The organism is Catellatospora sp. NPDC049111 (assembly GCF_040648615.1).
Taxonomy (GTDB): Bacteria; Actinomycetota; Actinomycetes; order Mycobacteriales; family Micromonosporaceae; genus Catellatospora; species Catellatospora aurea.
In genome coordinates this window covers 21,234-46,554 of sequence record NZ_JBEZEB010000023.1, presented here as the reverse complement: position 1 = coordinate 46,554, position 25,321 = coordinate 21,234, and the positions used below count along the sequence as shown (strand labels likewise).

General features: G+C 71.8%; 27 protein-coding genes. 19 read left to right on the top strand and 8 right to left on the bottom strand.

Annotated elements, in window-relative coordinates:
- Window positions 1–18 precede the first annotated feature (18 nt).
- On the top strand, window positions 19–738 hold the full coding sequence (locus AB0B66_RS26920; RefSeq protein WP_360535116.1) for a GNAT family N-acetyltransferase: 720 nt from the start codon (window positions 19–21) through the stop codon (window positions 736–738).
- 129 nt (window positions 739–867) lie between these two features.
- Here the strand turns inward: AB0B66_RS26920 and AB0B66_RS26915 are convergent, their stop codons facing one another.
- Window positions 868–1,203 carry a hypothetical protein gene (locus tag AB0B66_RS26915; RefSeq protein WP_360535114.1) on the bottom strand — a complete coding sequence of 112 codons (336 nt, stop codon included), beginning with the start codon at window positions 1,201–1,203 and terminating at the stop codon, window positions 868–870.
- A 145-nt stretch (window positions 1,204–1,348) separates the two neighbouring features.
- Window positions 1,349–2,590: a helix-turn-helix domain-containing protein gene (locus AB0B66_RS26910; protein ID WP_360535112.1), complete on the bottom strand. Its 1,242-nt coding sequence runs from the start codon at window positions 2,588–2,590 to the stop codon at window positions 1,349–1,351.
- A gap of 90 nt (window positions 2,591–2,680) precedes the next feature.
- On the opposite strand from AB0B66_RS26910, the gene AB0B66_RS26905 reads away from it, so the two are divergent.
- From AB0B66_RS26905 to AB0B66_RS26890, 4 genes are all read left to right on the top strand, one after another.
- Entirely contained in the window at window positions 2,681–2,869 is a 189-nt protein-coding gene (locus AB0B66_RS26905) for a hypothetical protein (protein ID WP_360535110.1), read from the top strand.
- A gap of 163 nt (window positions 2,870–3,032) precedes the next feature.
- Window positions 3,033–3,617: a hypothetical protein gene (locus tag AB0B66_RS26900; RefSeq protein ID WP_360535108.1), complete on the top strand. Its 585-nt coding sequence runs from the start codon at window positions 3,033–3,035 to the stop codon at window positions 3,615–3,617.
- A 9-nt stretch (window positions 3,618–3,626) separates the two neighbouring features.
- Window positions 3,627–3,965, top strand: coding sequence for a HEAT repeat domain-containing protein (locus AB0B66_RS26895; RefSeq protein WP_360535106.1), 339 nt, complete (start codon window positions 3,627–3,629; stop codon window positions 3,963–3,965).
- Between the two features lie 102 nt (window positions 3,966–4,067).
- Window positions 4,068–5,795: a lamin tail domain-containing protein gene (locus tag AB0B66_RS26890; protein WP_360535104.1), complete on the top strand. Its 1,728-nt coding sequence runs from the start codon at window positions 4,068–4,070 to the stop codon at window positions 5,793–5,795.
- A gap of 58 nt (window positions 5,796–5,853) precedes the next feature.
- Here the strand turns inward: AB0B66_RS26890 and AB0B66_RS26885 are convergent, their stop codons facing one another.
- Together AB0B66_RS26885 and shbA are read right to left on the bottom strand one after the other, a co-directional pair.
- Window positions 5,854–6,759 (bottom strand): anti-sigma-D factor RsdA, encoded by a 906-nt coding sequence (locus AB0B66_RS26885; protein ID WP_360535102.1) that lies wholly within the window; start codon window positions 6,757–6,759, stop codon window positions 5,854–5,856.
- Window positions 6,756–7,373 (bottom strand): RNA polymerase sigma factor ShbA, encoded by a 618-nt coding sequence (gene shbA / locus AB0B66_RS26880; protein ID WP_360535100.1) that lies wholly within the window; start codon window positions 7,371–7,373, stop codon window positions 6,756–6,758. Before shbA ends, AB0B66_RS26885 begins: the two co-directional genes overlap by 4 nt.
- Before the next feature lie 174 nt (window positions 7,374–7,547).
- On the opposite strand from shbA, the gene AB0B66_RS26875 reads away from it, so the two are divergent.
- From AB0B66_RS26875 to AB0B66_RS26820, 12 genes are all read left to right on the top strand, one after another.
- Complete coding sequence (locus AB0B66_RS26875; protein ID WP_360535098.1) at window positions 7,548–8,504, top strand: ABC transporter ATP-binding protein; 957 nt, start codon at window positions 7,548–7,550, stop codon at window positions 8,502–8,504.
- 67 nt (window positions 8,505–8,571) lie between these two features.
- A complete protein-coding gene (locus AB0B66_RS26870; protein WP_360535096.1) occupies window positions 8,572–9,330 on the top strand; it encodes an ABC transporter permease in 759 nt (252 codons plus the stop codon).
- A gap of 1 nt (window position 9,331) precedes the next feature.
- On the top strand, window positions 9,332–10,129 hold the full coding sequence (locus AB0B66_RS26865) for an ABC transporter permease (protein WP_360535094.1): 798 nt from the start codon (window positions 9,332–9,334) through the stop codon (window positions 10,127–10,129).
- A 75-nt stretch (window positions 10,130–10,204) separates the two neighbouring features.
- Window positions 10,205–11,446 (top strand): MCE family protein, encoded by a 1,242-nt coding sequence (locus AB0B66_RS26860; RefSeq protein WP_360535092.1) that lies wholly within the window; start codon window positions 10,205–10,207, stop codon window positions 11,444–11,446.
- Window positions 11,443–12,471 carry an MlaD family protein gene (locus tag AB0B66_RS26855; protein ID WP_360535090.1) on the top strand — a complete coding sequence of 343 codons (1,029 nt, stop codon included), beginning with the start codon at window positions 11,443–11,445 and terminating at the stop codon, window positions 12,469–12,471. The genes AB0B66_RS26860 and AB0B66_RS26855 overlap by 4 nt, the downstream gene beginning before the upstream one ends.
- Window positions 12,468–13,538, top strand: coding sequence for an MCE family protein (locus tag AB0B66_RS26850; protein ID WP_360535088.1), 1,071 nt, complete (start codon window positions 12,468–12,470; stop codon window positions 13,536–13,538). The genes AB0B66_RS26855 and AB0B66_RS26850 overlap by 4 nt, the downstream gene beginning before the upstream one ends.
- The gene (locus AB0B66_RS26845; RefSeq protein WP_360535086.1) at window positions 13,535–14,641 is read left to right on the top strand and encodes an MCE family protein; all 1,107 of its coding nucleotides are present in this window, start codon (window positions 13,535–13,537) and stop codon (window positions 14,639–14,641) included. The genes AB0B66_RS26850 and AB0B66_RS26845 overlap by 4 nt, the downstream gene beginning before the upstream one ends.
- A gap of 17 nt (window positions 14,642–14,658) precedes the next feature.
- Window positions 14,659–15,921 carry an MCE family protein gene (locus AB0B66_RS26840; RefSeq protein WP_360535084.1) on the top strand — a complete coding sequence of 421 codons (1,263 nt, stop codon included), beginning with the start codon at window positions 14,659–14,661 and terminating at the stop codon, window positions 15,919–15,921.
- Window positions 15,918–17,213 (top strand): MCE family protein, encoded by a 1,296-nt coding sequence (locus AB0B66_RS26835; RefSeq protein WP_360535082.1) that lies wholly within the window; start codon window positions 15,918–15,920, stop codon window positions 17,211–17,213. The genes AB0B66_RS26840 and AB0B66_RS26835 overlap by 4 nt, the downstream gene beginning before the upstream one ends.
- A 22-nt stretch (window positions 17,214–17,235) precedes the next feature.
- On the top strand, window positions 17,236–17,718 hold the full coding sequence (locus tag AB0B66_RS26830) for a hypothetical protein (protein ID WP_360535080.1): 483 nt from the start codon (window positions 17,236–17,238) through the stop codon (window positions 17,716–17,718).
- A 10-nt stretch (window positions 17,719–17,728) separates the two neighbouring features.
- Window positions 17,729–18,280 carry a hypothetical protein gene (locus AB0B66_RS26825; protein WP_360535078.1) on the top strand — a complete coding sequence of 184 codons (552 nt, stop codon included), beginning with the start codon at window positions 17,729–17,731 and terminating at the stop codon, window positions 18,278–18,280.
- A gap of 61 nt (window positions 18,281–18,341) precedes the next feature.
- Entirely contained in the window at window positions 18,342–19,016 is a 675-nt protein-coding gene (locus AB0B66_RS26820; protein WP_360535076.1) for a GAP family protein, read from the top strand.
- Between the two features lie 5 nt (window positions 19,017–19,021).
- Here AB0B66_RS26820 and AB0B66_RS26815 read toward each other — a convergent pair whose 3' ends face one another.
- The 3 genes from AB0B66_RS26815 to AB0B66_RS26805 form a co-directional block, all read right to left on the bottom strand.
- Complete coding sequence (locus tag AB0B66_RS26815; RefSeq protein WP_360535074.1) at window positions 19,022–19,837, bottom strand: glycosyltransferase family 8 protein; 816 nt, start codon at window positions 19,835–19,837, stop codon at window positions 19,022–19,024.
- 93 nt (window positions 19,838–19,930) lie between these two features.
- Window positions 19,931–20,803, bottom strand: coding sequence for a DUF72 domain-containing protein (locus AB0B66_RS26810; protein WP_360535072.1), 873 nt, complete (start codon window positions 20,801–20,803; stop codon window positions 19,931–19,933).
- Between the two features lie 413 nt (window positions 20,804–21,216).
- The gene (locus AB0B66_RS26805) at window positions 21,217–22,728 is read right to left on the bottom strand and encodes a methionine--tRNA ligase (protein WP_360535070.1); all 1,512 of its coding nucleotides are present in this window, start codon (window positions 22,726–22,728) and stop codon (window positions 21,217–21,219) included.
- A gap of 298 nt (window positions 22,729–23,026) precedes the next feature.
- Here AB0B66_RS26805 and AB0B66_RS26800 point away from each other — a divergent pair, with 298 nt between their 5' ends.
- Both AB0B66_RS26800 and AB0B66_RS26795 read left to right on the top strand, forming a co-directional pair.
- Window positions 23,027–24,346, top strand: coding sequence for a glycosyltransferase family 2 protein (locus tag AB0B66_RS26800; protein WP_360535068.1), 1,320 nt, complete (start codon window positions 23,027–23,029; stop codon window positions 24,344–24,346).
- A 34-nt stretch (window positions 24,347–24,380) separates the two neighbouring features.
- Entirely contained in the window at window positions 24,381–24,503 is a 123-nt protein-coding gene (locus AB0B66_RS26795) for a hypothetical protein (protein WP_360535066.1), read from the top strand.
- 106 nt (window positions 24,504–24,609) lie between these two features.
- On the opposite strand, the gene AB0B66_RS26790 is transcribed toward AB0B66_RS26795, so the two are convergent.
- The gene (locus tag AB0B66_RS26790; protein WP_360535064.1) at window positions 24,610–25,170 is read right to left on the bottom strand and encodes a hypothetical protein; all 561 of its coding nucleotides are present in this window, start codon (window positions 25,168–25,170) and stop codon (window positions 24,610–24,612) included.
- Window positions 25,171–25,321: the final 151 nt, after the last annotated feature.

Here is a 25,321-nt window from a genome sequence, read left to right as displayed (position 1 = left end):
GATGGGGATACTCCGCGGGTGACCGACGCATACACGTCCGCGCTGCTGGTGGTGGGGGACAAGGACGAGGAACTCACCGCGCTGCTGGACCGGGAGCTGACCGCGTTCAACAACGCCGCGGTGGGCGTACACGAGGAACGGACCCTGTCCGTGCGGGTGACCGGCCCGGACGGCGCGGTGATCGCGGGGCTGACCGGCTGGACCTGGGGCACCAGCGCCGGGATCTCGATGGTGTGGGTGCACGCCGAGCACCGTCGCGACGGCTGGGGCGGCCGCCTGCTGGCCGCCGCCGAGGACGAGGCCCGGGCCCGCGGCTGCGACCGGATCAGCGTCTCGTCGTTCACGTTCCAGGCCCCCGAGTTCTACCGCCGCCACGGGTACGTCGCCACCGGCCGCACCGAGGGGTATCCCGGCGACGTGTCCGACGTGCACTTCTGGAAGCGCCTCGACGGGCCGACCGTCGCGCCGCGGCTGCGCCTGGTGGCCGTCGTGGACTATCCGGCCGGCCATGAGCAGACCGTGCAGCGGTACGAGGACGACGTGCTGGCGCTGCTGCCGCGCCACGGCGGCCTGCTGGAGCAGCGGCTGCGCGGCCCGGAGGCCGAGGTGCACGTGATCTCGTTCGCCTCACGCGCCGGCCTCGACGACTACCTGGCCGACCCGGACCGCGCCAAGCTGCGCGTCGAGATCGGCGACCTCGCCCCGAACGCCCGCGTGCTGACGGTCACCGAGGTCTGAACGAGGATGCAGGATCGGGGAGGCCCTGGGGTGTGAGTCCAGGACCTCCCCCTCGACCGTCCTGGGAGAGAGGACGGGAGACTGCCGACGCGTCGACGCCGAGAGAGGCGGTGAGTCGACGCGGTTCGTTCACCTCCGGTCGAGGAGTCGGCGCAGCAATTTCCGCAGCGTCCGGTGGGCGGTGTCTGAGGTGGTCGGTGGGGTGCGAGAGGTGACGACGGGCAGTGCGACCGTCGTGTCCAGCAACGCAATCCTGCCGTGGTAGTGCTCGGCGACGGCGGACAGCGACTCCTGCTGCGGGCACGGCCACGGCCTGCCGCACCCGCACCCGCCGGGTGCCAGGTAGTGCCCAGCCAGCAGTGTCGTCGCCGTGGCGATGCGGGTACGGGCGTACGCGATGAACTGGTCTCGGTCCAGGACACGACCGCCTCGCGCATTGTCGTGAGACACCGCTCCGCGCGACATGCTCGTCTCCCTCACTGATGGCTGACATCTGCCGATTGACCGTAGACAGGCAGCTCGGCGGCCGTGAGGACCTCTTGCCCTACTTAGACGATGATGTGGTGCGGCGGGTAGGACCACGTGTCCTACCCGCCGCCGTCAGCGCTGGTCAGCTGCTCGGTATCCCCATGCGCGCGGCGAGGGACACCAGTCCCGGGAGGCGCTGCCGAGAGCGGCGGGGTAGTAGTTCGGTGACGATCGTCCGCGCTACCGTCTGGTGGGCGAGCATCTCCGGAGCCAACTTCTCCGCGCGGAGCAGCGTGTTGACCGATTCCGCCGAATGGAACTCGGCCATCTGCGCCCAGGCGACAGTGAGCAGGTGCCTCGACCGCATTGAAGGGGAGATGGAATCGAACGCCGGGACCAGCGCCTCCAGGCGGAGAGCTTCCCGGTAGCGGTCGTCGGCCGCAGCCACCGTCACTGCGGTGATGCCCGCCAGCGTCGCGCCGAAGCCGAGCCCGGCCAGCGGCGCGGTGCCCTTCTTGTCCTCGACGCGCGCCTGCCACGGACGCGACGGGCGTTCGGCCTCGATGCGAGCGGCGGCGCCCGCCAGCCGTGGCAGTAGCTCACGGGCTTCGGCATGGCGTCCGCCCCGGGCCAGAGCCACACAGCCGTAGCGAAGGTTCTCACCCCAGATCGCGACCTGATCGACGTTCGTGGTGCCCATGCGCGGCTCGACCTCGCGAGCGGTGGCCATGGCGAGGTTCTCGGCCTCCGCGGTCAATCCCTGTCGGGAGAGCAGCCACACTCGGCTGGCGGACAGCCCTGCGGCCACCAGCGGATTGTCACTCGCGTACGCGGCCGCCAGCGCCTGGTGCATGGCGAGCGCGGCCAGGTCGTCGTGAGCCAGATGGGCCAGCAGGGACGCGGTCAGGTGGAGGAAGTCGGCCAGCACCTCTTGTGCGCGGATGGTCTCCGCACCCGGGCGCGCGGCGCGCACGCACGCCCGTGCGGCGGTGATCCCATCAGGCAGCGCCCGGGCCAGCGGTGCATAGCGTCCGGCCCAGTAGAGCCGCCAGTTCTCGCCCAGTTCGGCACGGAGCACGGAGGAGGCTGGAGGCTCCGTTTCGGCGGAAATGACGTCGAGCACGGCGCGTCGCAGGCGGTATACCTCGGCGTCCTGGCCGCCGACCACGAGCCCCTTGGGTTTGCCGACGAGGTCGGCCACGGTCTGGTCGAGCGCAGCGGCAATCCGGATCAGGGTGTCCATCCGCGCGGTGTGCCGCCTGCCCTGTTCCAGCTTGCGGATCACGTCGACCGATACGCCGGCCTGCGCGGCCAGGTCGGCCTGCGCGAAACCGCGCCGCCGCCGCGCCTGCCTGATGCGCTGACCCAGCTGGTCCTCGGACATGGCAGCTCCCATCCGAAAGCATGGCACCCGGCCCGTCCACGCTGCCTGCACAGCATCGCGACGGATGCCACCAATGTAGGCAGTCCCGCGATGTCCGCGCAGGTTCCGGTGCGCAGTAAGCCTGACGGCCTCGACGATCTAGCGCCGCTCGCGAGCCGCTTTACTGGCGCGGTGCTTGTCGAGTCGGTGTCGGGCCGTGGCGCGACCCTCGTCCGTGATGGCCAAGTCACCGATGTAGCCGAACAGGGCAAGCTCCTGGCGGACCTGATCACGATGTAGCTCGGCGGACTTGCGATCAATCGGCGAGCCTGGCTGCGTCGATGATTCCTCCACGACTACAAGATAGGCCTTCGTCGACCGAACGTGGTGGTACTCGTGGCTCGGGATGTCGGACCTGCCGCGCATCATGCTGTGACGGGTGCGTCGTTGAGGGGGAGGCGCCATGCAGGTGCACGTGGCGAGCAGGCGGCGTGCTGCCGCCTCGATCGAAGCGGCGTACCCGGGAGCCGTGGTCGTTGATGTGACCTCGCGTGGGCCGCAGCCGTGGGTGCTGCTGAGCCCGTTCTTTCCGCACGGCGACATCCCGGTGCCGTTCACGCCTGTCGTGACCAGTCAGTCCGTCGAGGGTGTCTGGCAGGCGCTCAAGGTGTTCATGCACGCCGATGTGGACCCGGGCAAGCTGGCCGTCACCGCGATGCGCGGCCTCAAGCGCACCGCGGCCGCGTACGGCCCGCCGCTGGGTCACCGCCGCGGTCTGCACGGGACGGTCCTGCTCGGCTACGAGCATGCACGCCGCGAGATCTACCTGCCGACGTACCGGCACGTGCTGGAAGGCGCTGCCGCCGCCGAGGTGGCGCTGCTGCGTGAACTGGCCGAGCGCGGCCCGTTGGTGCTGCTGGACTACACGCTCAACGGCGACCCGGCCGACCTGCGTACCCCGTTGTCGCACGCGGCGCTGCTGCGCCGCCACCTGCTCGGCGACTGGCCCTCGGAAATCCACGTGGAGCAGGCCGCCGCCGCGGGTTAGCGTGCGGCGGTGTCGAAGTTCTTCCAGGACTGCATGCGGCAGATGCGCTCGCGTGACCCCCAGGAGATGGAGGACGGCTTCCACGACCTGGCCCGGCGCGCGGCGGAGTACGTGCCGGAGCTGATCGAGGCCTTCGAGCAGGAGCGGGACGACGGCGGCCTGCGGTGCTGGCTGCTGGAACTGCTGGGCGCGGCGCGTTCGGAGGCGGCGCTGCCGGTGTTCCGGGAGCACCTGTATGGCGACGACGACTCCCTGCGGTTCTGGGCGGTCTCCGGCTTGCGCGAGCTGGACACCAGGGCCGCGCGCCGCGAGCTGTGGCAGGCGCGCTGCAACGGCATCATCGACTGAACGTTAAGTAGTCAGATAGTTGCAATAAGTAACCAACTCAAACCTCCCCAGTTGATCGGACAGGAGCAGCAGGTCCCCGGTCCGGGGTTCGAGGAGGTACGCATGCGTCAGTGGGTCCGCAGGGCGGCGTCGGCCGCCGTGGTCAGCCTGTCGGTAGGGGTCGCGGGTCTGTCCCTGCCCACGCCCGCGCTGGCGGTCTCGCCCGACATCGTGATCAGCCAGGTGTACGGCGGCGGCGGCAACACCGGCGCGACCTACACCAACGACTTCATCGAGCTGTACAACCGCGGTGCCACCGAGGTCGACGTGACCGGGTGGACGGTCCAGTACGCGAGCGCGGCCGGCAACACGTGGCAGACCACCCCGCTCAGCGGCGAGATCCTTCCCGGGACGTACTACCTCGTCCAGGAAGCCCAGGGTCCCGGCGGCACGACGCCGCTGCCGGCCCCGAACGCCGTCGGCGACATCGCGATGAGCCTCAGCTCCGGCAAGGTCGCCCTGGTCACCAACCAGACGGCACTCACCTGCGCGACGGGCTGCTCCACTCTCGCGGGAGTGCACGACTTCGTCGGCTACGGCACCTCCGCGTCCTCCGCCGAGGCCGGCCCCGCGCCGACGCTGACCAACACCACCGCCGCGCTGCGCGACGATGCCGGGCAGGTCGACACCGACAACAACAGCCTCGACTTCTCGGCCGGCGCGCCCACCCCCCGCAACAGCCCGCCCGCCGTCGAGGAGGCGGACCTGCAGGTGACCAAGATCGACGGTGCGGACCCGATGACGGCGGGGCAGAACCTCACCTACACGATCACCGTGGCCAACGCCGGTTCGGATGCGGCGCAGTCGGTGGAGCTGACCGACACCCTGCCCGCCGGCACCACGTTCGTGTCGGCCACCGCGCCGGGCGGCTGGACGCTCACCACGCCCCCTGTGGGCAGCGGCGGCACGGTGACCGCGACCGCCGCGACGCTCGCCGCCGACGCCACCGGAGCTGTGATCACCATCGTCGTGAACGTCGGCACGGGCGTGACCGGCACGCTCACCAACACCGCGGCCGTCAGCAGCGCCACGACCGACCCCGACGCGACGAACGACAGCGCCACGGCGACGACCACGGTGCAGCAGCCGTCGGCGGACCTGGCCATCACGAAGATCGACGCGCCGGACCCGGTGACCGCGGGCTCGGACCTGACCTACACCATCGCCGTACGCAACGCCGGGCCGAACACCGCCCAGTCGGTCGTGCTGCGCGACGGGATCCCGGCCGGCACCGCCTTCGTATCGTTCGCGACGCCGTCCGCCGGCTGGACGCTGTCAACGCCGCCGGCGGGCGGCACCGGTGAGGTGACGGCCACCCGGGCGAGCCTGGGCGCCGGCGACACGGCCCAGTTCACGCTGGTGGTGAGGGTCGACCCGACCGCGTCCGGAAGGATCCGCAACAGCGGCGGCATCACCAGCGCCACCCCGGACCAGGACACCACGAACAACGCCGACACCGAGTTCACCACCGTCGGCCCGGCCGTGCCGGGCTGCACCATCACCGGCACCTCGGGAACCGACATCATCAACGGCACCCTCGGCGACGACGTCATCTGCGGCCTCGGCGGCAACGACATCATCAACGGCAAGGGCGGCAACGACGTCATCTACGGCGGCCCGGGCCGCGACCTGCTCAGCGGCGGCAAGGGCGACGACATGGTGTACGGCGAGGAAGGCACCGACTTCATCAAGATCGATGACGGGGTGTCCGGCAACGACAACGCCGACGGCGGGCCGGGCTTCGACCTGTGCAGCTCCGACCCGCTCGACGCGGTTCTGAGCTGCCCCTGATCCCAGCGCTCGTCATACCGGAGCTCCGCCCGTGTCACACGGGCGGAGCTCCGGCGTTTCACAGCAGCGGCAGATCCGGCAGCAGCGACGGCAGGATCGGCGGCAGCGAGGGCAGCAGACCCGGCAGGAGGCTGCCGGAGCCCGGGGTGGGGCTGGGCGATGGCCTGTCGGTCCGGCCCAGGGCCGGCGTGGCGGTTCCGGCGGACGGTGCGGGAGAGCCGGCCGGGGTCGGCGTCGGCAGCGGGGCCGCGGTCGGCGTCGTGTCCGCGGCGAACGTGGTCAGCAGGCGCATCAACTCGGCCCGCAGCCGCTCGTGGTCCGACTTCTCGCGGACCTCGCCCAGCCGGTCCCAAGCCTGGCCGAGCAGCGTCTCGGCGTCGCCGTGCCGCTGCTCCCGTAGGGCACGCTCGGCCCGTGCCAGCAGCTCTGCCGTGTCCTGCGCGGCGACGCGGGAGTCGGCGCGCTCGGCGTAGACGAGCTGCGTGACCGGCCACAGCGGGGTGCCGGGCTGCCCTGCCCCGGCCCCGAGGACGACCCCGCCGCCGAAGACGGCGACGAGCAGCGCGGCGGCGAGCAGCATCCGCCCTGGACGCAGGCGCGCACCCCGCACAGGCCGGGCCGGGCCGGCGCGGCGACCGGGCGGGCGCGACGATCCCGCCGGGCCCGTGGACGCGGGCGCTCCCGCGGCGACCACATGGCTCGCGGCGGTCGAGGCGTCCGGGTGACCCGAGGCGGCGGGCCGGAGCACGGTGGCCGGCGGTTCGTCGTCGTCGGAGTCCAGGTCGATCGGGTCGGCCAGGGCGGCCTGTTCGGCGATGTCCAGGTCGAGGCTCGGCGCGAACGGCGGCTCGACGAGGTCGTCCCGCCAGGCGGCCAGCATCCCGGCGAGCGGGTCGTCGGTGTGGGCGGCCCCGCCGAGGCCGAGCCCGTCCAGCAGCGCGTCATCACGATCAAGAGTGCTCATGCGGGCCTCCTCTCCAGGGCGGGCTGCGGAGCAGTGTCCTCGCGCAGGTCGTCGGCGAGTGCGCGCAGGCGGGCCAGGGCCCGGGACTGGGCGACGCGGACGGCTCCGGCCGACATGTTCAGGGAGACGCCGACCTCGTCGGCGGTGAGGCCGACGGCGACCCGCAGCACGATGATCTCCCGCTGCGGGTCGGGGAGCAGGTTGAGCAGCCGGGCCAGGCGGCGGGCCTGGTCGTTCTCCAGGGCCTGCTGCTCCGGGCCGGGGGTGTCGTCGGGCTGGTCGAGCGGGTCGGCCTCGGTGCGCGGCGACGGCACGGCGGCGGACAGGTGGCGCATCGCGGCGCGCTGCGCGTCGGCGACCTTGCGGGCCGAGATGCCGTACACGAAGGCGGAGAAGGGCACGCCCTGCTGCCGGTAGCGGGGCAGCGCCTGCAGCAGCGCGATGCAGACGTCCTGGGCTACGTCGTCGGCGGTGGTGTACGCGCCGCCGACCGGCCCGAGCCGGGCCCGGCAGTAGCGGATCACACCGGGGCGCACGTCGGCCAGCAGGGTCGCGGTGGCGTCGGCCTCGCCGCGGGTGGCGCGTGCTACGAGTTCGGTCTCCGACCAGGTCAAGGCGACGACACCTCCTCCCCGGGTCCCCGACCGCCGCGCCGCACGTACGAGTACGTGCACCTTATCGGCCTGCGGCCGGGCACTGAAACCCGAGCCGAGCGATCGCGCGAAATTCTCGTGTAACACCGCGCGCCCTCGCAGCGATATGTGAGGGCGGACTACGGAGGGAGCGCGGTGGGCGTCGAGGTGCGGGTCGAGGGGCTGACCAAGTCGTTCGGTCGTACGCCCGTGTGGTCGGACGTGACCCTGACGCTGCCCGCGGGCGAGATCTCGGTGCTGCTCGGGCCCTCCGGGACGGGCAAGTCGGTGTTCCTGAAGACCCTGGTCGGGCTGCTGCGCCCGGACCGCGGCTCGATCTGGATCGAGGGCCGGGACCTGCCCGCGCTGCCCGAGCGCGAGCTCTACGAGGTGCGCAAGCTGTTCGGGGTGCTGTTCCAGGACGGCGCGCTGTTCGGCTCGATGGACATCTACGACAACGTGGCGTTCCCGCTGCGCGAGCACACCCGCATGACCGAGGCGCAGATCCGGGTGATCGTCGGCGAGAAGCTGGAGATGGTCGGCCTGACCGGAGCGGAGCGCAAGCTGCCCGGCGAGATCTCCGGGGGTATGCGCAAACGGGCGGGCCTGGCCCGCGCGCTGGTGCTCGACCCGCAGATCGTGCTGTTCGACGAACCCGACTCGGGCCTCGACCCGGTGCGCACCGCGTACCTGAACCAGCTGATCGTGGACCTGAACCAGCAGCTCGACGCGACGTTCCTGATCGTCACGCACGACATCAACACCGCCCGCACGGTGCCCGACAACATCGGGTTGATCTACCACGGGCACCTGGCCATGTTCGGGCCGCGGGAGATGCTGCTGTCGAGCACCGAGCCGGTGGTGCGGCAGTTCCTCAACGCGCAGCGGGTCGGCCCGATCGGGATGTCCGAGGAGAAGGACGCCGACGAGCTGGCCGCCGAGGCCGCCTCCGGCCGCCGCCTGGCCGCGCTGCCGCCGATCCCGATGCAGCTGCGCCCCTCCGACGGCGGCCCGCGCCGCGCCGAGCGGCCCCCGGGCCGGTGGTGCGCCGCCCACGGGGTGAACCCGCCGCCCGGTTCGTTCGAGCCGCCGGCCTATGAGGACCGCGCATGAGCGAGCGCAGCGAGCGAATCGTGCAGGCCCGCGTTCATGCTGCCGACGAGCGCAGCGAGGAGAAGGCATGAGGGCGCTGGTCGCCGTCGGCGACTTCCTGATCTTCTGCGGCAGTGCGCTGCGGGCGGTGTTCCGCAGGCCGTGGCAGGTGCGCGAGTTCGTGCAGCAGGCGTGGTTCCTGTCGTCGGTGTCGATCCTGCCGGCGGCGCTGGTGTCGATCCCGTTCGGCGCGGTGATCGCGCTGCAGCTGGGGTCGCTGGTGCGCCAGCTCGGCGCGCAGTCGTTCACCGGTGCGGCGTCGGTGCTGGCGGTGGTGCGCGAGGCGGGCCCGATCGTCACCGCGCTGATCATCGCGGGGGCGGGCGGTTCGGCGATCTGCGCCGACCTCGGCGCCCGCAAGATCCGCGAGGAGCTGGACGCGATGCGGGTGCTGGGCATCGACCCGGTGCACCGGCTCGTCGTGCCGCGGGTGCTCGCGTCGATGCTGGTCGCGGTGCTGCTCAACGGCGTGGTCAGCGTCGTCGGGGTGTCCGGCGGCTACTTCTTCAACGTGATCATGCAGGGCGGCACGCCGGGGTCGTACCTGGCCAGCTTCCAGGCGCTAGGGCAACTGCCCGACCTGATCTCCGGGGAACTGAAGGCGCTGGTCTTCGGCCTGGTCGCCGCGCTGGTCGCGACGTACCTGGGGATGAACGCCAAGGGCGGGCCCAAGGGCGTGGGCGACGCCGTCAACCAGTCCGTGGTGATCACCTTCATGCTGCTGTTCGCGCTGAACTTCGTGCTGACCGCGGTGTACTTCCAGGTCGTCCCGCAGAAGGGGTCCTGACATGTGGCGGCTGTTGGACGGCCTCGGCGGCCAGCTCGCCTTCTACCTGAAAGCGGCGGCGTGGACGCCGCGCACGCTGCGCCGGTACAAGCGCGAGGTGGCCCGCCTGCTCGCCGAGATCAGCTTCGGCACCGGCGGGCTGGCCGTGGTCGGCGGCACCATCGGCGTCATCTGCTTCCTGACCTTCTTCACCGGCACCGAGGTCGGGCTGCAGGGCTACCAGGCGCTCAACCAGCTCGGCAGCAGCGCCTTCACCGGTTTCATCTCCGCCTACTTCAACACCCGGGAGATCTCTCCTCTGGTCGCGGCGCTGGCCCTGTCGGCGACGGTGGGCTGCGGGTTCACCGCGCAGCTCGGCGCGATGCGGATCTCCGAGGAGGTCGACGCGCTGGAGGTGATGGCGATCCCGTCGGTGCCGTTCCTGGTCACCACCCGGATGATCGCCGGTTTCGTCGCGGTGATCCCGCTCTACGTGCTCGGCCTGCTGGCCAGCTACATCGCCACCCGCGGCATCGCCACCGTGTACTTCGGGCAGTCGCCGGGCACCTACGACTACTACTTCGACCTGTTCCTGCCGCCGGGCGACGTGCTCTGGTCGTTCGGCAAGGTGCTGGTGTTCAGCGTGCTGGTGGTGCTGATCCACTGCTACTACGGATTCACCGCGAGCGGCGGCCCGGCGGGCGTCGGCATCGCGGTCGGCCGCGCGGTGCGCACCGCCATCGTCGCGGTGAACGTCGTCGACTTCTTCCTCTCCCTGGCCATCTGGGGCGCGGGCACGACCGTGCGGATCGCGGGGTGACGGCATGAGCGAGCGCAGCGAGCGAATCATGGCAGCACGTGGACATGCCTGCGACGAGCGCAGCGAGGAGCGGGCATGAGACAGCGGCTGCTCGGGGCCGGGTTCGTGCTGGGGCTGGTGAGCGCGCTGGCGCTGTCGGTGCTGGTGTACCAGCGGGCGTTCACGCCGGTGGAGTGGGTGACGCTGCGCACCGGCCACGTCGGCATGCAGCTGTCCGAGGGCGCGGACGTGAAGCTGCGCGGCGTCGTCATCGGCGACGTACGCGAGATCAGCGCCGACGGCGACGCGGCCACCCTGCGGCTGGCCCTGGACCCGGCGCTGATCGGCCTGGTCCCTGCCGAGGTCACGGCGCGGCTGCTGCCCAAGACGCTGTTCGGCGAGCGCTACGTGGAACTCGTGCCGCCGGCCGTCCCCGCCGGGCCGCGGCTGCGCCCCGGCGCGGTCATCGATCAGGACCGGTCGGCGAGCGCCGTCGAGCTGGAGCAGGTGCTCGACCGGGCGCTGCCGGTGCTCCAGTCGATCAAACCGGACAAGCTCGCCGCGACGCTCGGCGCGCTCGCGTACGCCCTGGACGGCCGCGGGGACCAGCTCGGCCGGAACCTGACCACCGCCAACGCCTACCTGGCCGCGCTCAACGAGCAGATGCCGGTCATCGCGACCGACGTCAAGCGGCTGGCGCAGGTGCTCGACGTCTACCACGGGGCGCTGCCGGACCTGCTGGCGCTGCTGCGCGACGTCACCGTCACCGCGCGGACCGTCGTCGACCAGCGCGCAGAGCTGAGCCGCTTCCTCGCCGACACCACCGATCTGGCCGGGCGCGGGCGGGAGTTCCTGGACCGGCACGACGCGCGCATCGTCCAGGTCGGGCAGGTCAGCCGCCCGGTGCTGGAGCTGCTGGCGGCGTACGCCCCGCAGTATCCGTGCCTGCTGCGCGGCCTGGTCGCGCTGCAGCCCCGGGTGGAGAAGGTGTTCAGCACCGGGCGCATGCACATCACCCTCGAAGTGGGCCGCGACAACGGCAAGTACACCGCCGCCGACCGGCCGGTCTACGGCGCCGACGACGGACCCGAGTGCCGCGGCCTGCCCGACCCGAAGGTCCCGGCGGCCCAGCACCCCATCGACGACGGCTACGCCTACGGCGCGAACCGCTCGGCGCTGCCGTACGCCGACATGGGCTCGGCCGGTACCGCGCAGGAGCAGGCGCTGCTCAAACCCCTGCTCGGGTTGGCCCAGGGGGCCGCGCCCGAGCAGGTCCCCGATGTCGCGGTCCTGCTGTGGGGTCCGCTGCTGCGTGGAACGGTGGTGAACGCGTCATGAGGGGCGTGCGGGGTCCGCTGCTCAAACTGCTGGCGTTCGCCGCGGTCACGCTGGTGCTGACCGGCGCGCTGGCGCAGACGCTGGGCTCGTTCGGGTTCGGCGGCGGGCATACCTACCGCGCCCGGTTCACCGACGTGACCGGGCTGCTGGTCGGCGACGACGTGCGCGTCGCGGGCGTGAAGGTCGGCGAGGTGACGGAGATCCGGCTGGTCGACCGCACGGTCGCGGAGCTGGAGTTCACCGTGGACGAGCAGGTTGTGGTCGCCGCGGGCGTACGCGCGAAGATCCGCTACCGAGACCTGGTCGGCCAGCGCTACCTGGCCCTGGCCGAGGGGCCCGGCGGCACCGCCCCGCTGCCCGAGCACGGGCTGATCCCGCTCGCGCAGACCACGCCCGCGCTGGACCTGACGGTGGTGTTCAACGGCTTCCGGCCGCTGTTCGCCGGGCTGTCGCCGGACGAGGTCAACGGCTTCGCGTACGAGATCATCAAGATGCTGCAGGGCGAGGGCGGCACCGTGGCCGACCTGCTGCGCCGCACCGCGTCGCTGACCGGCACGCTCGCCGACCGCGACGAGGTCATCGGCCGGGTCATCACCAACCTGAACACGGTGCTCGGAACGCTCGACGAACGCGACGCCCGCCTGTCGGAGACCGTCAAGCAGCTGCAGCTGCTGGTGTCCGGGCTGGCCGGGGACCGCAAGGCGGTCGGCGACGCGCTGACCAACCTCAGCGGCCTGGCCGACGCCACCTCGTCGCTGCTGCGCGACGCCCGGCCCAGCGTCGCCGCCGACATCGCCGCGCTGAACAAGCTGGCCGGCACGCTGATCGACAACACCGCGGTGATCGAGCAGACCCTGGCGACCGCACCCGGCCGGCTCGACGCGCTGACCCGCACCGCCTCGTACGGGTCCTGGTTCAACTTCTACCTGTGCGACTTCGACGGCCGCGTCGTCGCCGCCGGACAGACCCTCAACCCGGCGACGCTCAACGGCACCTCCGCCAAGTGCTCCGGGGGTGGCCGGTGAAGCGCATCCTGCCGACCCGGCCGCTGACCCGCCTGCGGGCGGCGGCCGCCCGTGCGATCGGCGGGGGTCTGCGGCGCACCGGCGGGCCGCCGCGCAGGCCCCGGCCCGCGCTGGTCGGCGCGGTCGGCCTCGCCGTCGCGGCGGGACTGCTGCTGGCCGCGTTCCGGATCGACGACCTGCCGCTGATCGGCGGCGGGGACACATACCACGCGGCGTTCCGGGACGCGTCCGGGCTGGCCGAGGGCAACGAGGTGCGCATCGCCGGGGTCAAGGTAGGCAAGGTCACGAAGGTGGCGCTGGCCCGCGGTGACTCCGGGCCGTACGTGCGGGTCACCTTCCGGGTCCGCGACGCCGAACTGGGCTCCGAGACCGGGGCGACCATCCGGATCAAGACGGTGCTCGGGCAGAAGTACCTGGCGCTCGCGCCGCAGGGCGACGGGCGGCTGGCCGAGGACGCCGAGATCCCGCTGACCCGCACCTCGTCGCCGTTCGACGTGATGCAGGCGGTGGAGGGGCTGGCCGGCACGCTGCAGCAGATCGACACCGGGCAGCTCGCGCAGGCGTTCACGGTGCTGTCGGAGACGTTCGCCGACACCCCGGCCAGCGTGCGGGCGTCGCTGTCCGGCCTGTCCCGGCTCTCGCAGACCGTCGCCTCCCGCGACCAGCAGCTGCGCGAACTGCTGTCGCACACCCGCGGCGTGACGAAGGTGCTGGCCGACCGCGACGAGGAGTTCCGCAAACTGCTCGGCGACGCGAACCTGCTGTTGGCCGAGGTGCAGCGCCGCCGCGACGCCATCCACACCCTGCTGGAGGCGACCGTCGAGCTGTCGAAGCAGCTGTCCGGGCTGGTCGCCGACAACCGCGACACGCTCGGCCCCGCGCTGCGCAACCTGCGCACCGTCGTCGGGGTGCTGCAGCGCAACCGGACCCGGCTGGAGGCGACGTTGACCAGCCTCGCCCCGTTCGTCACCGCGTTCGCGAACGTGACGGGCAACGGCCGGTGGTTCGACTCGTACGTGGACGGGCTCGTGCAGGGCTTCACCCCGACGACGGGAGGTCGCCGATGAACCGGCGAGGACGGCGGGTCGCGGGCGCGGCCGTGCTGGCGGTGGCCGTGGCGGCCGCGGCGCTGGTGGTCCGGCAGGAGCCGGACCGGCTGCGGCTGACCGTGCACTTCCCGGCCGCGGTCGGCATCCACGCCGGATCCGAGGTGCGGGTGCTGGGGGTCGAGGTCGGCGAGGTCGTCGCGGTCACCCCGCAGGGCAAGGGGGTACGCGTAGAGCTGCGCTACGACCGCGACTGGCCGGTGCCCGCCGACGCCACGGCGCTGATCGTCCCACCGAGTGTGGTCAGCGACCGGTACGTGCAGCTCGCACCGGCCTACACCGGCGGACCGAAGCTGGCCGACGGGGCCGAGCTGCCGATGGAGCGCACCTCGGTGCCGATCGAGCTGGACGAGGTCTACCGGTCCCTTGACGAGCTGAGCACCGCCCTCGGGCCGCAGGGCGCCAACGCCGACGGCGCGCTGCGCGACCTGGTCCGCACCGGCGCGGCGAACCTGCGCGGCAACGGCGACGAGCTGCACCAGACCCTGTCCGGGCTGTCGCAGGCGATGTCGACGCTGTCGGCCGGGCGCGACGACCTGTTCGGCTCCGTCGCCGACCTGCAGCAGTTCACCACGATGCTGGCCGCGAGCGACGCCACGGTGCGCCAGTTCAACGACCGGCTGGCCGACGTCTCCGAGCAGCTCGCCGCCGAGCGTGAGGACCTCGCCGCCGCCGTGCGGGCGCTGTCGCTGGCGCTGGCCGACGTGTCGGAGTTCGTGAAGGCCAACAGGGCCGAACTCAAGGCGAACGTCGCCGCACTGGCCGACCTGACCGGGGTGCTGGCCCGCCAGCAGAAGGCCCTGGCCCAGGTGCTCGACGTGGCCCCGCTGGCCCTGTCCAACCTGAACCTGGCCTACAACCCGCGCTCGGGCACCATCGACACCCGCGACAACGCGCTCGGCCCGTACGAGCCGGCGAGTTTCGTCTGCTCGCTGCTGGTCAGCAGCGTCCCGGTGGCGCAGGTGCCCGCCGCCTGCACAGAACTGGCCAAGGCGCTGCAGACGGCGAAGCTGCCGCTCACCGCCGAACTGCAGCGGCTGCTCAAGGCGGTGGTGAAAAAGTGAGGGCCGGGATTCGGACGGTGACCGCCCTGACGGCGTCGGCGCTGCTGGCGGGCTGTGACGTTGGCCTGCCGGGTGGCGGGCCGGACGGGCCGTCCTACCAGGTCTCCGTCGAGTTCGCCGACGTGCTCGACCTGGTGCCGCAGGCCGCGGTGAAGGTCAACGACGTGACGGTCGGCAGCGTCGCCGGCATCGAGCTGCGCGGTTGGACCGCGGTGGTGCGGCTGGACGTCGCCGACACGGTCGCGCTGCCCGACAACGCGACGGCGGCGATCCGGCAGTCGAGCCTGCTCGGCGAGAAGTTCGTGGCGCTGGCCGGCCCGCAGGGCGAGGCGGCCCAGGGCACGCTGTCCGACGGGGACACCATCCCGCTGGCCCGCACCCGGCGCGGGGCCGAGGTCGAGGAGGTGCTCGGCGCGTTGGGGCTGCTGCTCAACGGCGGCGGCCTCGGGCAGCTCAAGACGATCAACGCGGAGGTCACGAAGGCGCTGTCCGGCCGGGAGGGCGACGCCAAGGGCGCGCTGCGCGAGCTGGACCGGTTCGTGGCCGGGCTGGACGCGCAGAAGAACGACATCGTCCGGGCCATCGAGGCGCTGGACCGGTTCTCCGCGCGGCTGGCCGAGCAGACCGGAACGCTGGCCGACGCCGTCGACGCGCTGGAGCCGGGACTGACCGTGCTGGCCGAGCAGCGCCCGCAGCTGACCGCGATGCTGACCGCGCTGCGGGACCTGGGCGCGGTCGGCGAACGCGTCATCGCCGACAGCCGCGACGACACGCTGCGCTCGCTGCGCGCCCTGCAACCGCTGCTGGAGCAGCTGGTCAAGGCCGGTGACGCGCTGCCGCGCGGGCTGGACTTCGCGCTGTCCTACCCGTTCCCGCCGAACGCGGGCAAGGCGATCGCCGGCGACTTCGTACGCCTGCACGCCACGCTCGACCTCGACGCCGCCTCGATCCTGGCCAACGCTCTGGCCGCGGGCCCGTCCACGCCGGGCACACCGACGAAGCCCGGCCTGCCGCTGCCGGAGCTGCCTCTGCCGCTGCCCAGCCTGCCGGCGCTGCCGCTGCCGTCGCTGCCGCTTCCGCTGCCGAGCGGGATCCTGCCCAGCGGCATCCTGCCGGGCCTGCCCGGACTGCCGCTCGGCCTGGCCGCGAGCCGCGACGGCCGCTGGGACCCGGCGACCGGCGAGGTGGTCCGCGTCAGCGGTGGCCTCCACGAACTGCTGACCGCCGCAGGGGAGTTCCCGACGGCCGGCGGCCTGGCCGCCGGCGGAGGTCAGGCATGATCCTCACTCGGCTCGCGCGGCTGCAACTGCTGGTGTTCGCACTGGTGGCGGTGCTCGGCGTCGGCTACGTCGCGGTCCGGTACGTGGGCCTCGGCGACGGGCTGACCGGCAAGTACACCGTGCATGCCGACTTCGCGGTGGCGGGCGGGATATTCGCCAACGCCTCGGTCACCTACCGCGGAGTGCCGGTGGGCCGGGTCGACGCGGTGCGGCTACACGGCGACGGGGTGCGCGTGGATCTTCGTCTAGACGGCGACACGCGGGTGCCGGCCGACCTGCGCGCGGTGGTGGCGCACCGCTCCGCCGTCGGCGAGCAGTACGTCGACCTGCGCCCGAACACCGACGCCGGGCCGTATCTGGCCGGCGGCGACGTCATCCCGGCCGACCGGACCGGGGTGCCGCTGCCGGTGGAGACGCTGCTGTCGAACCTGGACGCGCTGGTCGCCTCCGTCGACCCGGAGCAGCTCGGGGTGCTGGTCGACGAGCTGGGCACGGCGTTCGCGGGCAACGAGAGCGCGCTGCGCACCCTGCTCGACTCCAGCGACGCCCTGCTCACCGACGCGAACAGGTACCTACCGCAGACCCTCGCGCTGATCCGCGACGCGGCCACCGTGCTGGAGACCCAGGCGCGTTCCGCCGACGAGATCCGGCGGTTCGCGCAGGCGCTCGCTCAGCTGTCGGCGACGGTGCGCGCCGCCGACCCGGACCTGCGCCGCCTGCTGGCCAACGGCCCGCCCGCCTCGGCGGAGCTGCTGGCGCTGCTGCGCGACCTGGACCCGTCGCTCGGTCCGCTGCTCGGCAACCTGATCATGGTCAACGGGGTGGCCGTGCGGCGGCTGAACGGCATCGAGCAGATCCTGGTCACGTACCCGCTGGTCGTCGCCGGCGGGTTCACCGTCGCGCCCGGCGACGGCACGGCCCACCTGGGCCTGGTGCTCAACGTGGGGGATCCGCCCGCGTGCAACTACACGAAGTCCGGACAGTCCCTACGGTGCACCAACGCCGAGCTGGGACGCGGTTCGGGCGTACGCAGCTCCACTCAAGCCCCGCGGGGTGGTGCCCCTCCGTCCCCCGCGCCTCTGGGCGCGGGTGCGGCGCCCGCGGGCCCGGGCGCCGGCGCGAGCCCCATCGCGCCGGCGCCCGGCACCACCGTCGCCGGGTACGACCCGGTGACCGGGCTGGTGATCGGGCCGGACGGGCTGCCGCTGCAGTTCGGCGGCACCGGCGGGCAGGCCGCGACGGCCGGCGGGCAGTCCTGGAAGTTGCTGTTGCTCAACGGGCTCGCGCCCTGACCGGCCGATGGAGGAGACGACGATGAGGCACAGGTTGACCACGGTGCTGGTGGCGCTGCTGGTGGTGGCGCTCGGCGCGGCCGGCTGGCTCGGCTGGCGCCGGTACGAGGCGCAGCAGCAGGAGCGGGTGCGCGAGCAGGCGGTGGCCGCGGCCCGGCAGTTCGTCGTGGACTTCGTGTCGGTCAGCGCAGCCACCATCGACCAGGACCTCGCCCGGGTCGCGGTCGCCGCGACCGGCGAGTTCGGCGAGCAGTTCCAGCAGGGCATGCCCGCGGTACGCGCGGCGGTGCTGGAGAACAAGGTCGAGTCCACCGGTTCGGCGCTGCGGGCGGGGCTGGTGTCCGCCGACGCCGACTCGGCCGTGGTGCTGGTCGCCGCCGACGCGACCGTGAAGAACGTGAAGGCGCCCGAGGGCCGGGTGGCCCACTACCGCATCCAGCTCGACCTGGCCCGCGACGCGGGCAGCGGCACGTGGCTGGTCGCCAAGCTGCAGTTCGTGGGATAGGGGAGAGACGGTGACCATGGACATGGCCGTGACGGACGTGCACCTCGACGACGTGCCGGGCGACGAGTCCCGCGACGAGCCGGCGCGCCGCCCGCGGCGGGCGGTGCTCGCGCTGTCCCTGGCGATCGCGGTCGTCGTGGGCGTCGGCTGGTTCCTCTGGTTCGATCAGCGGCGGGCGGACGAGGCGGAGGCGGCCGCGCGGGAGTGCGCGGCCGTGGCCCCGGCGGCGGCGGTGGCGCTGTTCTCGTACGACTACCGCACCTTCGACGAGAGCGCGGCGAGCGGGCGCTCGTTCGCGGCGGGCACGTTCGCCGACGAGTACGCCCGCACCACCGCCTCGCTCAAGGAGGCCGCGGTCAAGGAGCAGGCCGTGGTGACCGCGCAGGTCACCGGGGTCAGCGTGGTGACCGCCGCCCCCGACCGCGTCGAGCTGCTGCTGTTCGTCAATCAGTACCGCCGCAACGTGAACATCACCGGTGAGAAGGTCGACCAGAACCGCGTCGTGCTGACTCTCGTCCGCACCGGCGGCACCTGGAAGGTCACCGCCGTCTCCGCCCTCTGACCTGCAAGATCGTCAGAGGGAACCGCCTGCGGCCAGGGCGGAGTCCCTCCAGGATGGTGGTGTGGGCGGGGCGGTCGCGGGGGTGGTGCCGTACGCGCTGGGGGTGGCGGCGAGCCCGCTGCCGATCATCGCGGTGATCCTCGTGCTGTTCTCCGACCGGGCCCGGATCGCCGGGCCCGCCTTCCTGGCCGGGGCGCTGGCCGGGGTGATCGCGGTCGGCGCGGCCGTCTACATCCTCACCGGCTACGGCTACCTGGAGGGCGAGCACCAGGGCGGCACCCTCTCGCAGGTCGTGCGCATCGGGCTGGGGCTGGTGCTGCTGTTCGCCGCATACCTGCACGTCGTCCGGCATCGCCGCAGCAACGGGCAGCACGCCATGCCGAAGTGGATGGCGAGCGCCGACCGCTGGTCACCGGTGAAGGCGGCGGTCCTGGCGCTGCTGATGTACGGCGTCGACCCGAAGAACTTCGCCCTGTGCGTGGCCGCCGCCAAGAGCCTGGCCGCGTCGTCGACGGTCGCCGCGATGGTGGCGCTGAGCGTCTTCGCGGTGGTGGCGTGCCTGCCGGTGGCGGTGCCCGTGGTCCTCTACCTGGCCGGTGGCGACCGCGCCGCGCGGCAGCTGGGCCGGCTCAAGAACTGGCTGTCCAAGCACCACCTGCTGGTCATGGCCGGGCTGCTGGTGGTCTTCGGGGCCCTGCTGATCAGCCACGGCGTGCGCGGCATCCTCGGCCACTGAGCGCGCTACGCGTAGCCGGCCACCCTGGCGGACAGCGCGCGGTGGCGTTGCTGGCGGAAGCCGGGCCGGAAGCCGTCGGTCCACGGTTTGCGGGGGCCCGCGAAGTGCATGATGCGCACGTCCGCGTCGGCCGGCTGCGGGGACTGTTCGAGCAGGAAGCTGCGCATGTTGTTCCAGCGGTGCGGCAGGCGCAGCCAGCGGCCGTACGCCACGAGGTTGAGCGCGTCCTGGTCCGGGAAGCGCAACCGGCCGGCGTACGCGGCCAGGTAGTCCATGCAGCGCGCCGACACCCGCTCGCGCCGCCACACGGGCAGGTTCATCAGCAGCACACCGGAGTTGAAGTAGGGCGCGTCCGGGTCGTGCTCCGGGCTGGACCCGGGCACGCCGCCGTGCGTGGCGAACGTGGCGGTGAACGCGTCGCGTACGGCGGCCAGCGGCGCGTCGCCGAGGTCGATCTCCCACAGTGGTGACAGGTCTCCGCAGACGTGCACGTCGGCGTCGAGGTAGAGCAGCCGCCGCGCCTGGTCGCCGATCAGGTCGGGCAGGAGCAGGCGCAGGTACATGCCGGTGCTGACGTAGGCGAGCCAGTCCTCGTCGACCACGGGCAGGTCGCGGAAGTCGTCGCCGGTGGTGAGCAGCCGCAGCCTGCCGCGTCCGGCGAGCTGCCGGCGCAGCGCGGGCTCCCGCTCCTTGGCGACGTCAGCAGTGGTGAGCAGCCAGAACGTGAGATCGTCGCGCCCGGGGTGACAGTCGAGCACGGATTCGACGGCGACCTGGGCGTGGTCGGCGTATGCCTCGTCGAAGGCGAAGGCAATGTCCATAGGACATTGTCTATCATAGATCTAAGGATTTTACACTGTGCACATTCTGTTCTTAACCGACATTCGTCAACTCCTTGCATGGCGCCCCTATGGTCACTTCGCCCCGAGCAGGTCGATGAGCTGGGACGCGTTGCGCTGGGCGTAGTCGGAGTAGCAGTTGTTCATGAGCACGTGGGTCTGCTCGGCCTCGCCGGCCAGCTCGCGCAGCTTCGGCGCCCAGTCCTTCAGCTCGCGCGGCGAGTACAGGTAGCCGAACTTCTCGTGGATGTCCCTGCTGGTCCACTTGTCGCTGTGGCCGTGGAAGCGCACCGCGGCCAGGTCGGCCGTGGCGGCCAGCACGGGCGGCACCGAGTTCTTGTGCCCCTGCGGCATGTCCACGCAGACGTAGGGCAGCCGATGTTCGCGGAGGAAGTCCAGCGTCTCGGCGGCGTTGTCGTCCTTGAACCACGACTCGTGGCGCAATTCGATGCCCACCCGCAGCGGCGCGCAGCGCTTGGCGACCTCGATCAGGTACTGCTTGTTGTCGCGCCGGATGGTGAACCACGGCGGGAACTGAAACAGCACCATGCCGAGCTTGCCCGCCTCGACCAGCGGATCCAGCGCGGACAGAAACCGGCTCCAGACTTCTTCGTAGGCCTGCGGCCGCAGCCCGTCCGGGTACACGTTGGGCTTGTCGGTCTCCGGACGCAGGTCCTTCGGCAGCGCGCTGACCTTGGTCGGATGCCCCGTGAGCATGCTGAACGCCTTGATGTTGAACACGAAGTCCTTCGGCGTACGCGCCGCCCACAGCTCGACCGTGCTCTGCGCCGGCGATGCGTAATAGGTCGCATCCACCTCCACCAGCGGGAACTTGCGCGCGTAGTACCGCAGCCGCTCCTCCGGCGTCTTCGCCGTCTCGGGATACCACCCCGACGCCAGCAGGGTGCTGTCGGTCCACGAAGCGGTCCCCACCCGGATCTCGCCCATGCCCGCCGCATACCCCGCCCAGCCCCGACCCATGCCCCCCCCGCCCCCGCGTTGATCATGAACTTATGGCACGGCTCGGCGGCGTGTCGTGCCCACAACTTCATGATCGATCTGCGCGTTGTTCGGCGGCCGGGCGGAGATCGCTGTTTCCGGTCAAGATCTGTGGTCTTACTGAAGGTTCTGACCGGAAACAGCGATCTCCGTGACCCGCCCGTCGATTTCAGTGCCTTCCCCCGCCTGGCCGACCGGTCGGTCACTTCCTGACCGGCCCGCTCCACGCCCCACCCTTTCCGCGGGCACCGGACCGGTGGATCGATCATGAAGTTGTGGACAGGACTCGCCGTCGAGCCGTGCCATAAGTTCATGATCAACGAGGTGGGGCGTGTGGGGCGTGGGTGGGGCCGGGGTGGGGGTCAGGGGGACTCCAGCCGGGGGAAGAGCGGGGTGACCGGCGGTAGGGGGCCGTCGGGGGCGGCGGTGCACTGGGCGGTGATCAGCGCGGATGCGCCGGGTAGGAACGGGGCCAGCAGGTCGGCGAAGGTGAGGCACGCGCCGAGCAGCACGGACAGGGCGGCGTCGAGCTGTGGTCCGGCAGAGGGGTCGCCGCCGCGTTCGGCCTTGGCCAGGTCCCAGGGGCGTATCCGGTCGATGTGGCGGTTGGCTTCCTCGACGACGGCCCAGGCGGCGGCCGTGGCGCGGCGGAAGTCGAAGTCCTCCAGGGCCGCCGCGATCAGGGCGGGCGCGTCCGCACACGCGGCGACCAGGTCCTTCGCGTCCGCCGCGGCGGGGACGGTGAGGTCGACGCGGCCGGCGCGGAAGCGGTGGGCCATGGTGACGATCCGGTTGACCAGGTTGCCCGCGCCGCCCGCGAGGTCCTCGTTGGCGCGGGCCACCAGCCGGGAGACGGTGAAGTCGGCGTCGCCGACCCGTGGCACCTCGCGCAGCAGCCAGCACCGCAGCGCATCGGTGCCGTAGGTCTCGGCGAGCGCCACGGGGTCGACGGTCGCCCCGGACGACTTGCTGATCTTGCGGCCGTCGGCGGTGAGGTAGTCGTGCACCAGGATGTCGGTGGGCAGCGGCAGCCCGGCGGACAGCAGCATCGCCGGCCAGTACACGGCGTGGAAGCGCAGCACGCCCTTGCCGATCACGTGCACCCGCCGGTCCGCGCCCTCCCACCAGGCGCGGTACGCCTCCCCGCCGCCGCCGTAGTCGAGGCTGGTCAGGTAGTTGCCCAGCGCGTCCCACCAGACGTAGATCACCTGGTCGGGGTCGCCGGGCACGGTGATGCCCCAGCCGCGGGCCCGCTGCTGTGATCGCGAGATCGAGAAGTCGCGCAGCCCGGCGTCGATGAACGCGAGCACCTCGTTGCGCCGCGACTCCGGCTCGATGCGCAGCCGCCCGCCGGTGATCGCCTCCCGCAGCGGCGCGGCGTACTTCGACAACCGGAAGAACCAGTTCCGCTCCTCGACGCGCTGCGGCGGCACCCCGTGCTCGGGGCAGTGCCCCGCCCCGTCGAGTTCATCGGGGGTCAGGTAGTGCTCGCAGCCCACGCAGTACAGGCCGGTGTAGGTGTCGCGGTAGAGGTCGTGCGCGCAGGCCCGCCAGAACCGTTCGACGCCCGGCCGGTGGCGCGGGTCGCGGCTGGTCCGGATGAAGTCGTCGTACGACAGCGCGAGCGGCTCGCGCAGCCCGGCGAACGCGGCCGCGTTGGCGTCGACGAACTCCTGCACGCCCACGCCCGCCTGCTCTGCGGCGAGCACGTTCTTCAGTGAGTTGTCGTCGGTGCCGGTGAGCAGCCTGACCTCGTCGCCGACGGCGTGCCGGTGCCGGGCGAGCACGTCGGCCTGCACCGCCTCCAGGGCGAAGCCGAGGTGCGGGGCGGCGTTGACGTACGGGATGGTGGTGGTGAGATAGAAGCGGGTCATCGTTTCCTCCTGGCTTGAGATGAAGCCGGAGCGTCGACCCGTGCCGAGGCCCCGGACTCGGGCCTCGCGGTCGTGAACGCGCGTGTCAGCAGCCCCGGAAGCGGGGCATCATCACCTGGCACGACGAGAAGATCACGCCGTCAAGGTAGCACCGGGCGGTCCTGCCCGCGAAACGGTTTTCGATGTCGACCTATCGACATGTTCCACTGGCTGAGTTGTTGTTGAAGCGCTCTCCCGAAACCTTCAGGATCGGACGGTAAGCCCCGTGAGAGCGCGGCCCCGCCGCTGAAGGAGTGACATGTCCGGCGGAGATCCGCGGCTGAGTGTGCTCATCCCGACGTTCGGCGACGCGCACACGCTGGCGCTGACCCTGTCCACGCTGCGCACGCAGACCCTGGACCCCGGCCTGTTCGAGGTCGTCGTGGTCAACGACGGCTCCGATCCGCTGCCGTATGCCGAACTCGCCGCCGCGGCGTACCCCTTCCGGTTCCGGTTCGACAGCCTGCCCGCGAACCTGGGGCGGGCGGCGGCGCGCAACCAGGCGGTCCGGCTGGCCGCCGGTGAGCTGCTCTGCTTCCTCGACAGCGACGTGCTGGCCGAGCCGCACCTGCTGGCCAGGCACCTGGCCTTCCACGACGGGCGCGACGGACCCTCCGTGCTGATCGGCAAGCGCTACGAGGGCGACTGGGCGGTGCTCGCGGCCGCGCAGGCGGGTGAGCCGCTCACCCTCGACCTGGTGCGGCCGGTGCACGAGGACTTCCGGTTCCGGGTCCCCGGCCGCGACAGCGAGCCGGAGCAGTGGCTGGCCGGTGCGCCGTGGGTGTTCGCGCTGACCAACAACGTGTCCATGCCCCGGCAGACGGTCCTCGACGCGGGCCTGTTCGACGAGGCGTACGGGGCGCGTTGGGGTTTCGAGGACACCGACCTGGCGTACCGGATCCACCACGTGCTCGGCGACGCCGGGTTCGGCTACGACGGCCTGGCCGCGGGGTTCCACGTGCCCGCGGTGCGCGACCTGACCAACCTGGCGGGCGACTACCAGGAGAACCTGGAACTGTTCCGGCGCAGGCATCGCAGCCTCGCGGCGGAGCTGGTCGACATGCCCGCGCCGAGCGACGTCACCCGCAAGATCCGGCACTACCGCCGGGCGCTGGCGTGCTGTGCCGAGCTGGGGCTCGGCCGGCTGCCGGACGTGTCGCCGCTGCTGGCCGCCGAGCTGGCCGGGGCGGTGCTGTGCCAGGCGTTCGGCACCGAAGGGGTGGCGCTCGGGGAGGGGTCGGTGACCTACGACCACGGGCGGCCGGAGTCGGAGACCAACCTGCACCTGCTCGGGGTGTGGTCGCCGTACCCGGACGGCACGTTCGGCACGGTGGTGAGCGTGGACGTGTGGCGGTTCATGGAGCAGCGGGAGCTGTCGCGGTTCCTGCGGCTGGCGCTGCGCCAGGCGCGCGAGGTGGTGCTGGTCTACACCGGCAGCCCGGCGGAGAAGGCGTTCACCGCGGACGTCCCCGCACTGACCAGTCCGGACTTCTTCGGGTCGCTGCTGCGCCGCCGTTACCCGCAGGCGTGCACCGACCATTTCGGAGACGTGGTGTTGTTCCGGGTCACAGCGCCTTGACCTCAAGCATGCTTCACCTTGCAAGATCGGATGCATGGCTGAGAGCAGCGAATACGGCTACCCGAGCACCGTCGGCCGCAACACCGGCCGGTGGCACGCCGTCGAAATCTGGTACGCGGCTCGCCGCCCGCTACCAGCGCTGGCGGGACGGAGATGAGTTGTCCGACTGGGCGGCGACCGCACTGGTCGTGGCCGTGCATCCGTCGTACTGAGCCGGGGCAGCTCCGCGACGGCGGAGCTGCCCCGGAAATCTGCTGCGACGGTCAGCTCCAGCGCTGCGAGCTGGTGCGGTTGTCCAAGGCCCCGCCGATGTACGACCGGGCCCCCTCGTAGCCGACCACCGCGCCGCCGTGGCCGGTGTTCTCGAAGTGCTTGATCCAGCAGTTGGCGTAGGCCCTGTACGACGTGATGACGTTGTCCCAGCCGGCGGGCATGCTGGAGATGGTGTAGTCGGTGTTGCCGGTCGACGTACTGCAGTTGCCGGACTGTCCGACCCAGATCAGGTCCGAGCCAGTGTGGTTGCTGCCGGTGTACTCGATGCTGATCACCGTGTTGACGACGTTGACGCCGAACTTGGCGTTCAGGGCGTCGACCTTCGCCGCGACGCTGCTGCCCTTGGGCAGGTCGTAGAGCACGCCGCCGCTGGCGAACTGCAGCGCCTTGTCGAAGGTGTCGAAGCAGATCGCCTGCGGTTCGGCCACGTTGGCGCGGGCGACGCAGTGCTTGTCGACCGGCTCCGCCGCGGCGGCGGGCGCGGCCGGGGCGGTGAGGCCGACGATCGCGAACGCAGCGATCACCATTGCGGCCCGGTGGAGCTTGTTCATGGTTCCTCCTGTGTCGGGGAGCGGTGACAACAGGTTCCGACCAGGGCGTCACGGTGCCCTCAGCGTCGCATCATCGCGGGCAAGCCCAGCCGCGTCGCGGCGGGCGTTAAGAAGGGCACCTTCTTATACGCGGAGCGATAAGAAGGTGCCC

Coding starts and splice junctions, on each gene's coding strand:
- AB0B66_RS26800 (WP_360535068.1), top strand. CDS start 23,027: ATGTCCGGCGGAGATCCGCGGCTGAGTGTGCTCATCCCGACGTTCGGC.
- AB0B66_RS26890 (WP_360535104.1), top strand. CDS start 4,068: ATGCGTCAGTGGGTCCGCAGGGCGGCGTCGGCCGCCGTGGTCAGCCTG.
- AB0B66_RS26855 (WP_360535090.1), top strand. CDS start 11,443: ATGAGGGGCGTGCGGGGTCCGCTGCTCAAACTGCTGGCGTTCGCCGCG.
- AB0B66_RS26810 (WP_360535072.1), bottom strand. CDS start 20,803: ATGGGCGAGATCCGGGTGGGGACCGCTTCGTGGACCGACAGCACCCTG.
- AB0B66_RS26900 (WP_360535108.1), top strand. CDS start 3,033: ATGCAGGTGCACGTGGCGAGCAGGCGGCGTGCTGCCGCCTCGATCGAA.
- AB0B66_RS26795 (WP_360535066.1), top strand. CDS start 24,381: ATGGCTGAGAGCAGCGAATACGGCTACCCGAGCACCGTCGGCCGCAAC.
- AB0B66_RS26865 (WP_360535094.1), top strand. CDS start 9,332: ATGTGGCGGCTGTTGGACGGCCTCGGCGGCCAGCTCGCCTTCTACCTG.
- AB0B66_RS26885 (WP_360535102.1), bottom strand. CDS start 6,759: ATGAGCACTCTTGATCGTGATGACGCGCTGCTGGACGGGCTCGGCCTC.
- AB0B66_RS26830 (WP_360535080.1), top strand. CDS start 17,236: ATGAGGCACAGGTTGACCACGGTGCTGGTGGCGCTGCTGGTGGTGGCG.
- AB0B66_RS26845 (WP_360535086.1), top strand. CDS start 13,535: ATGAACCGGCGAGGACGGCGGGTCGCGGGCGCGGCCGTGCTGGCGGTG.
- AB0B66_RS26860 (WP_360535092.1), top strand. CDS start 10,205: ATGAGACAGCGGCTGCTCGGGGCCGGGTTCGTGCTGGGGCTGGTGAGC.
- AB0B66_RS26915 (WP_360535114.1), bottom strand. CDS start 1,203: ATGTCGCGCGGAGCGGTGTCTCACGACAATGCGCGAGGCGGTCGTGTC.
- AB0B66_RS26870 (WP_360535096.1), top strand. CDS start 8,572: ATGAGGGCGCTGGTCGCCGTCGGCGACTTCCTGATCTTCTGCGGCAGT.
- AB0B66_RS26805 (WP_360535070.1), bottom strand. CDS start 22,728: ATGACCCGCTTCTATCTCACCACCACCATCCCGTACGTCAACGCCGCC.
- AB0B66_RS26910 (WP_360535112.1), bottom strand. CDS start 2,590: ATGTCCGAGGACCAGCTGGGTCAGCGCATCAGGCAGGCGCGGCGGCGG.
- AB0B66_RS26815 (WP_360535074.1), bottom strand. CDS start 19,837: ATGGACATTGCCTTCGCCTTCGACGAGGCATACGCCGACCACGCCCAG.
- AB0B66_RS26905 (WP_360535110.1), top strand. CDS start 2,681: ATGTCCGCGCAGGTTCCGGTGCGCAGTAAGCCTGACGGCCTCGACGAT.
- AB0B66_RS26835 (WP_360535082.1), top strand. CDS start 15,918: ATGATCCTCACTCGGCTCGCGCGGCTGCAACTGCTGGTGTTCGCACTG.
- AB0B66_RS26790 (WP_360535064.1), bottom strand. CDS start 25,170: ATGAACAAGCTCCACCGGGCCGCAATGGTGATCGCTGCGTTCGCGATC.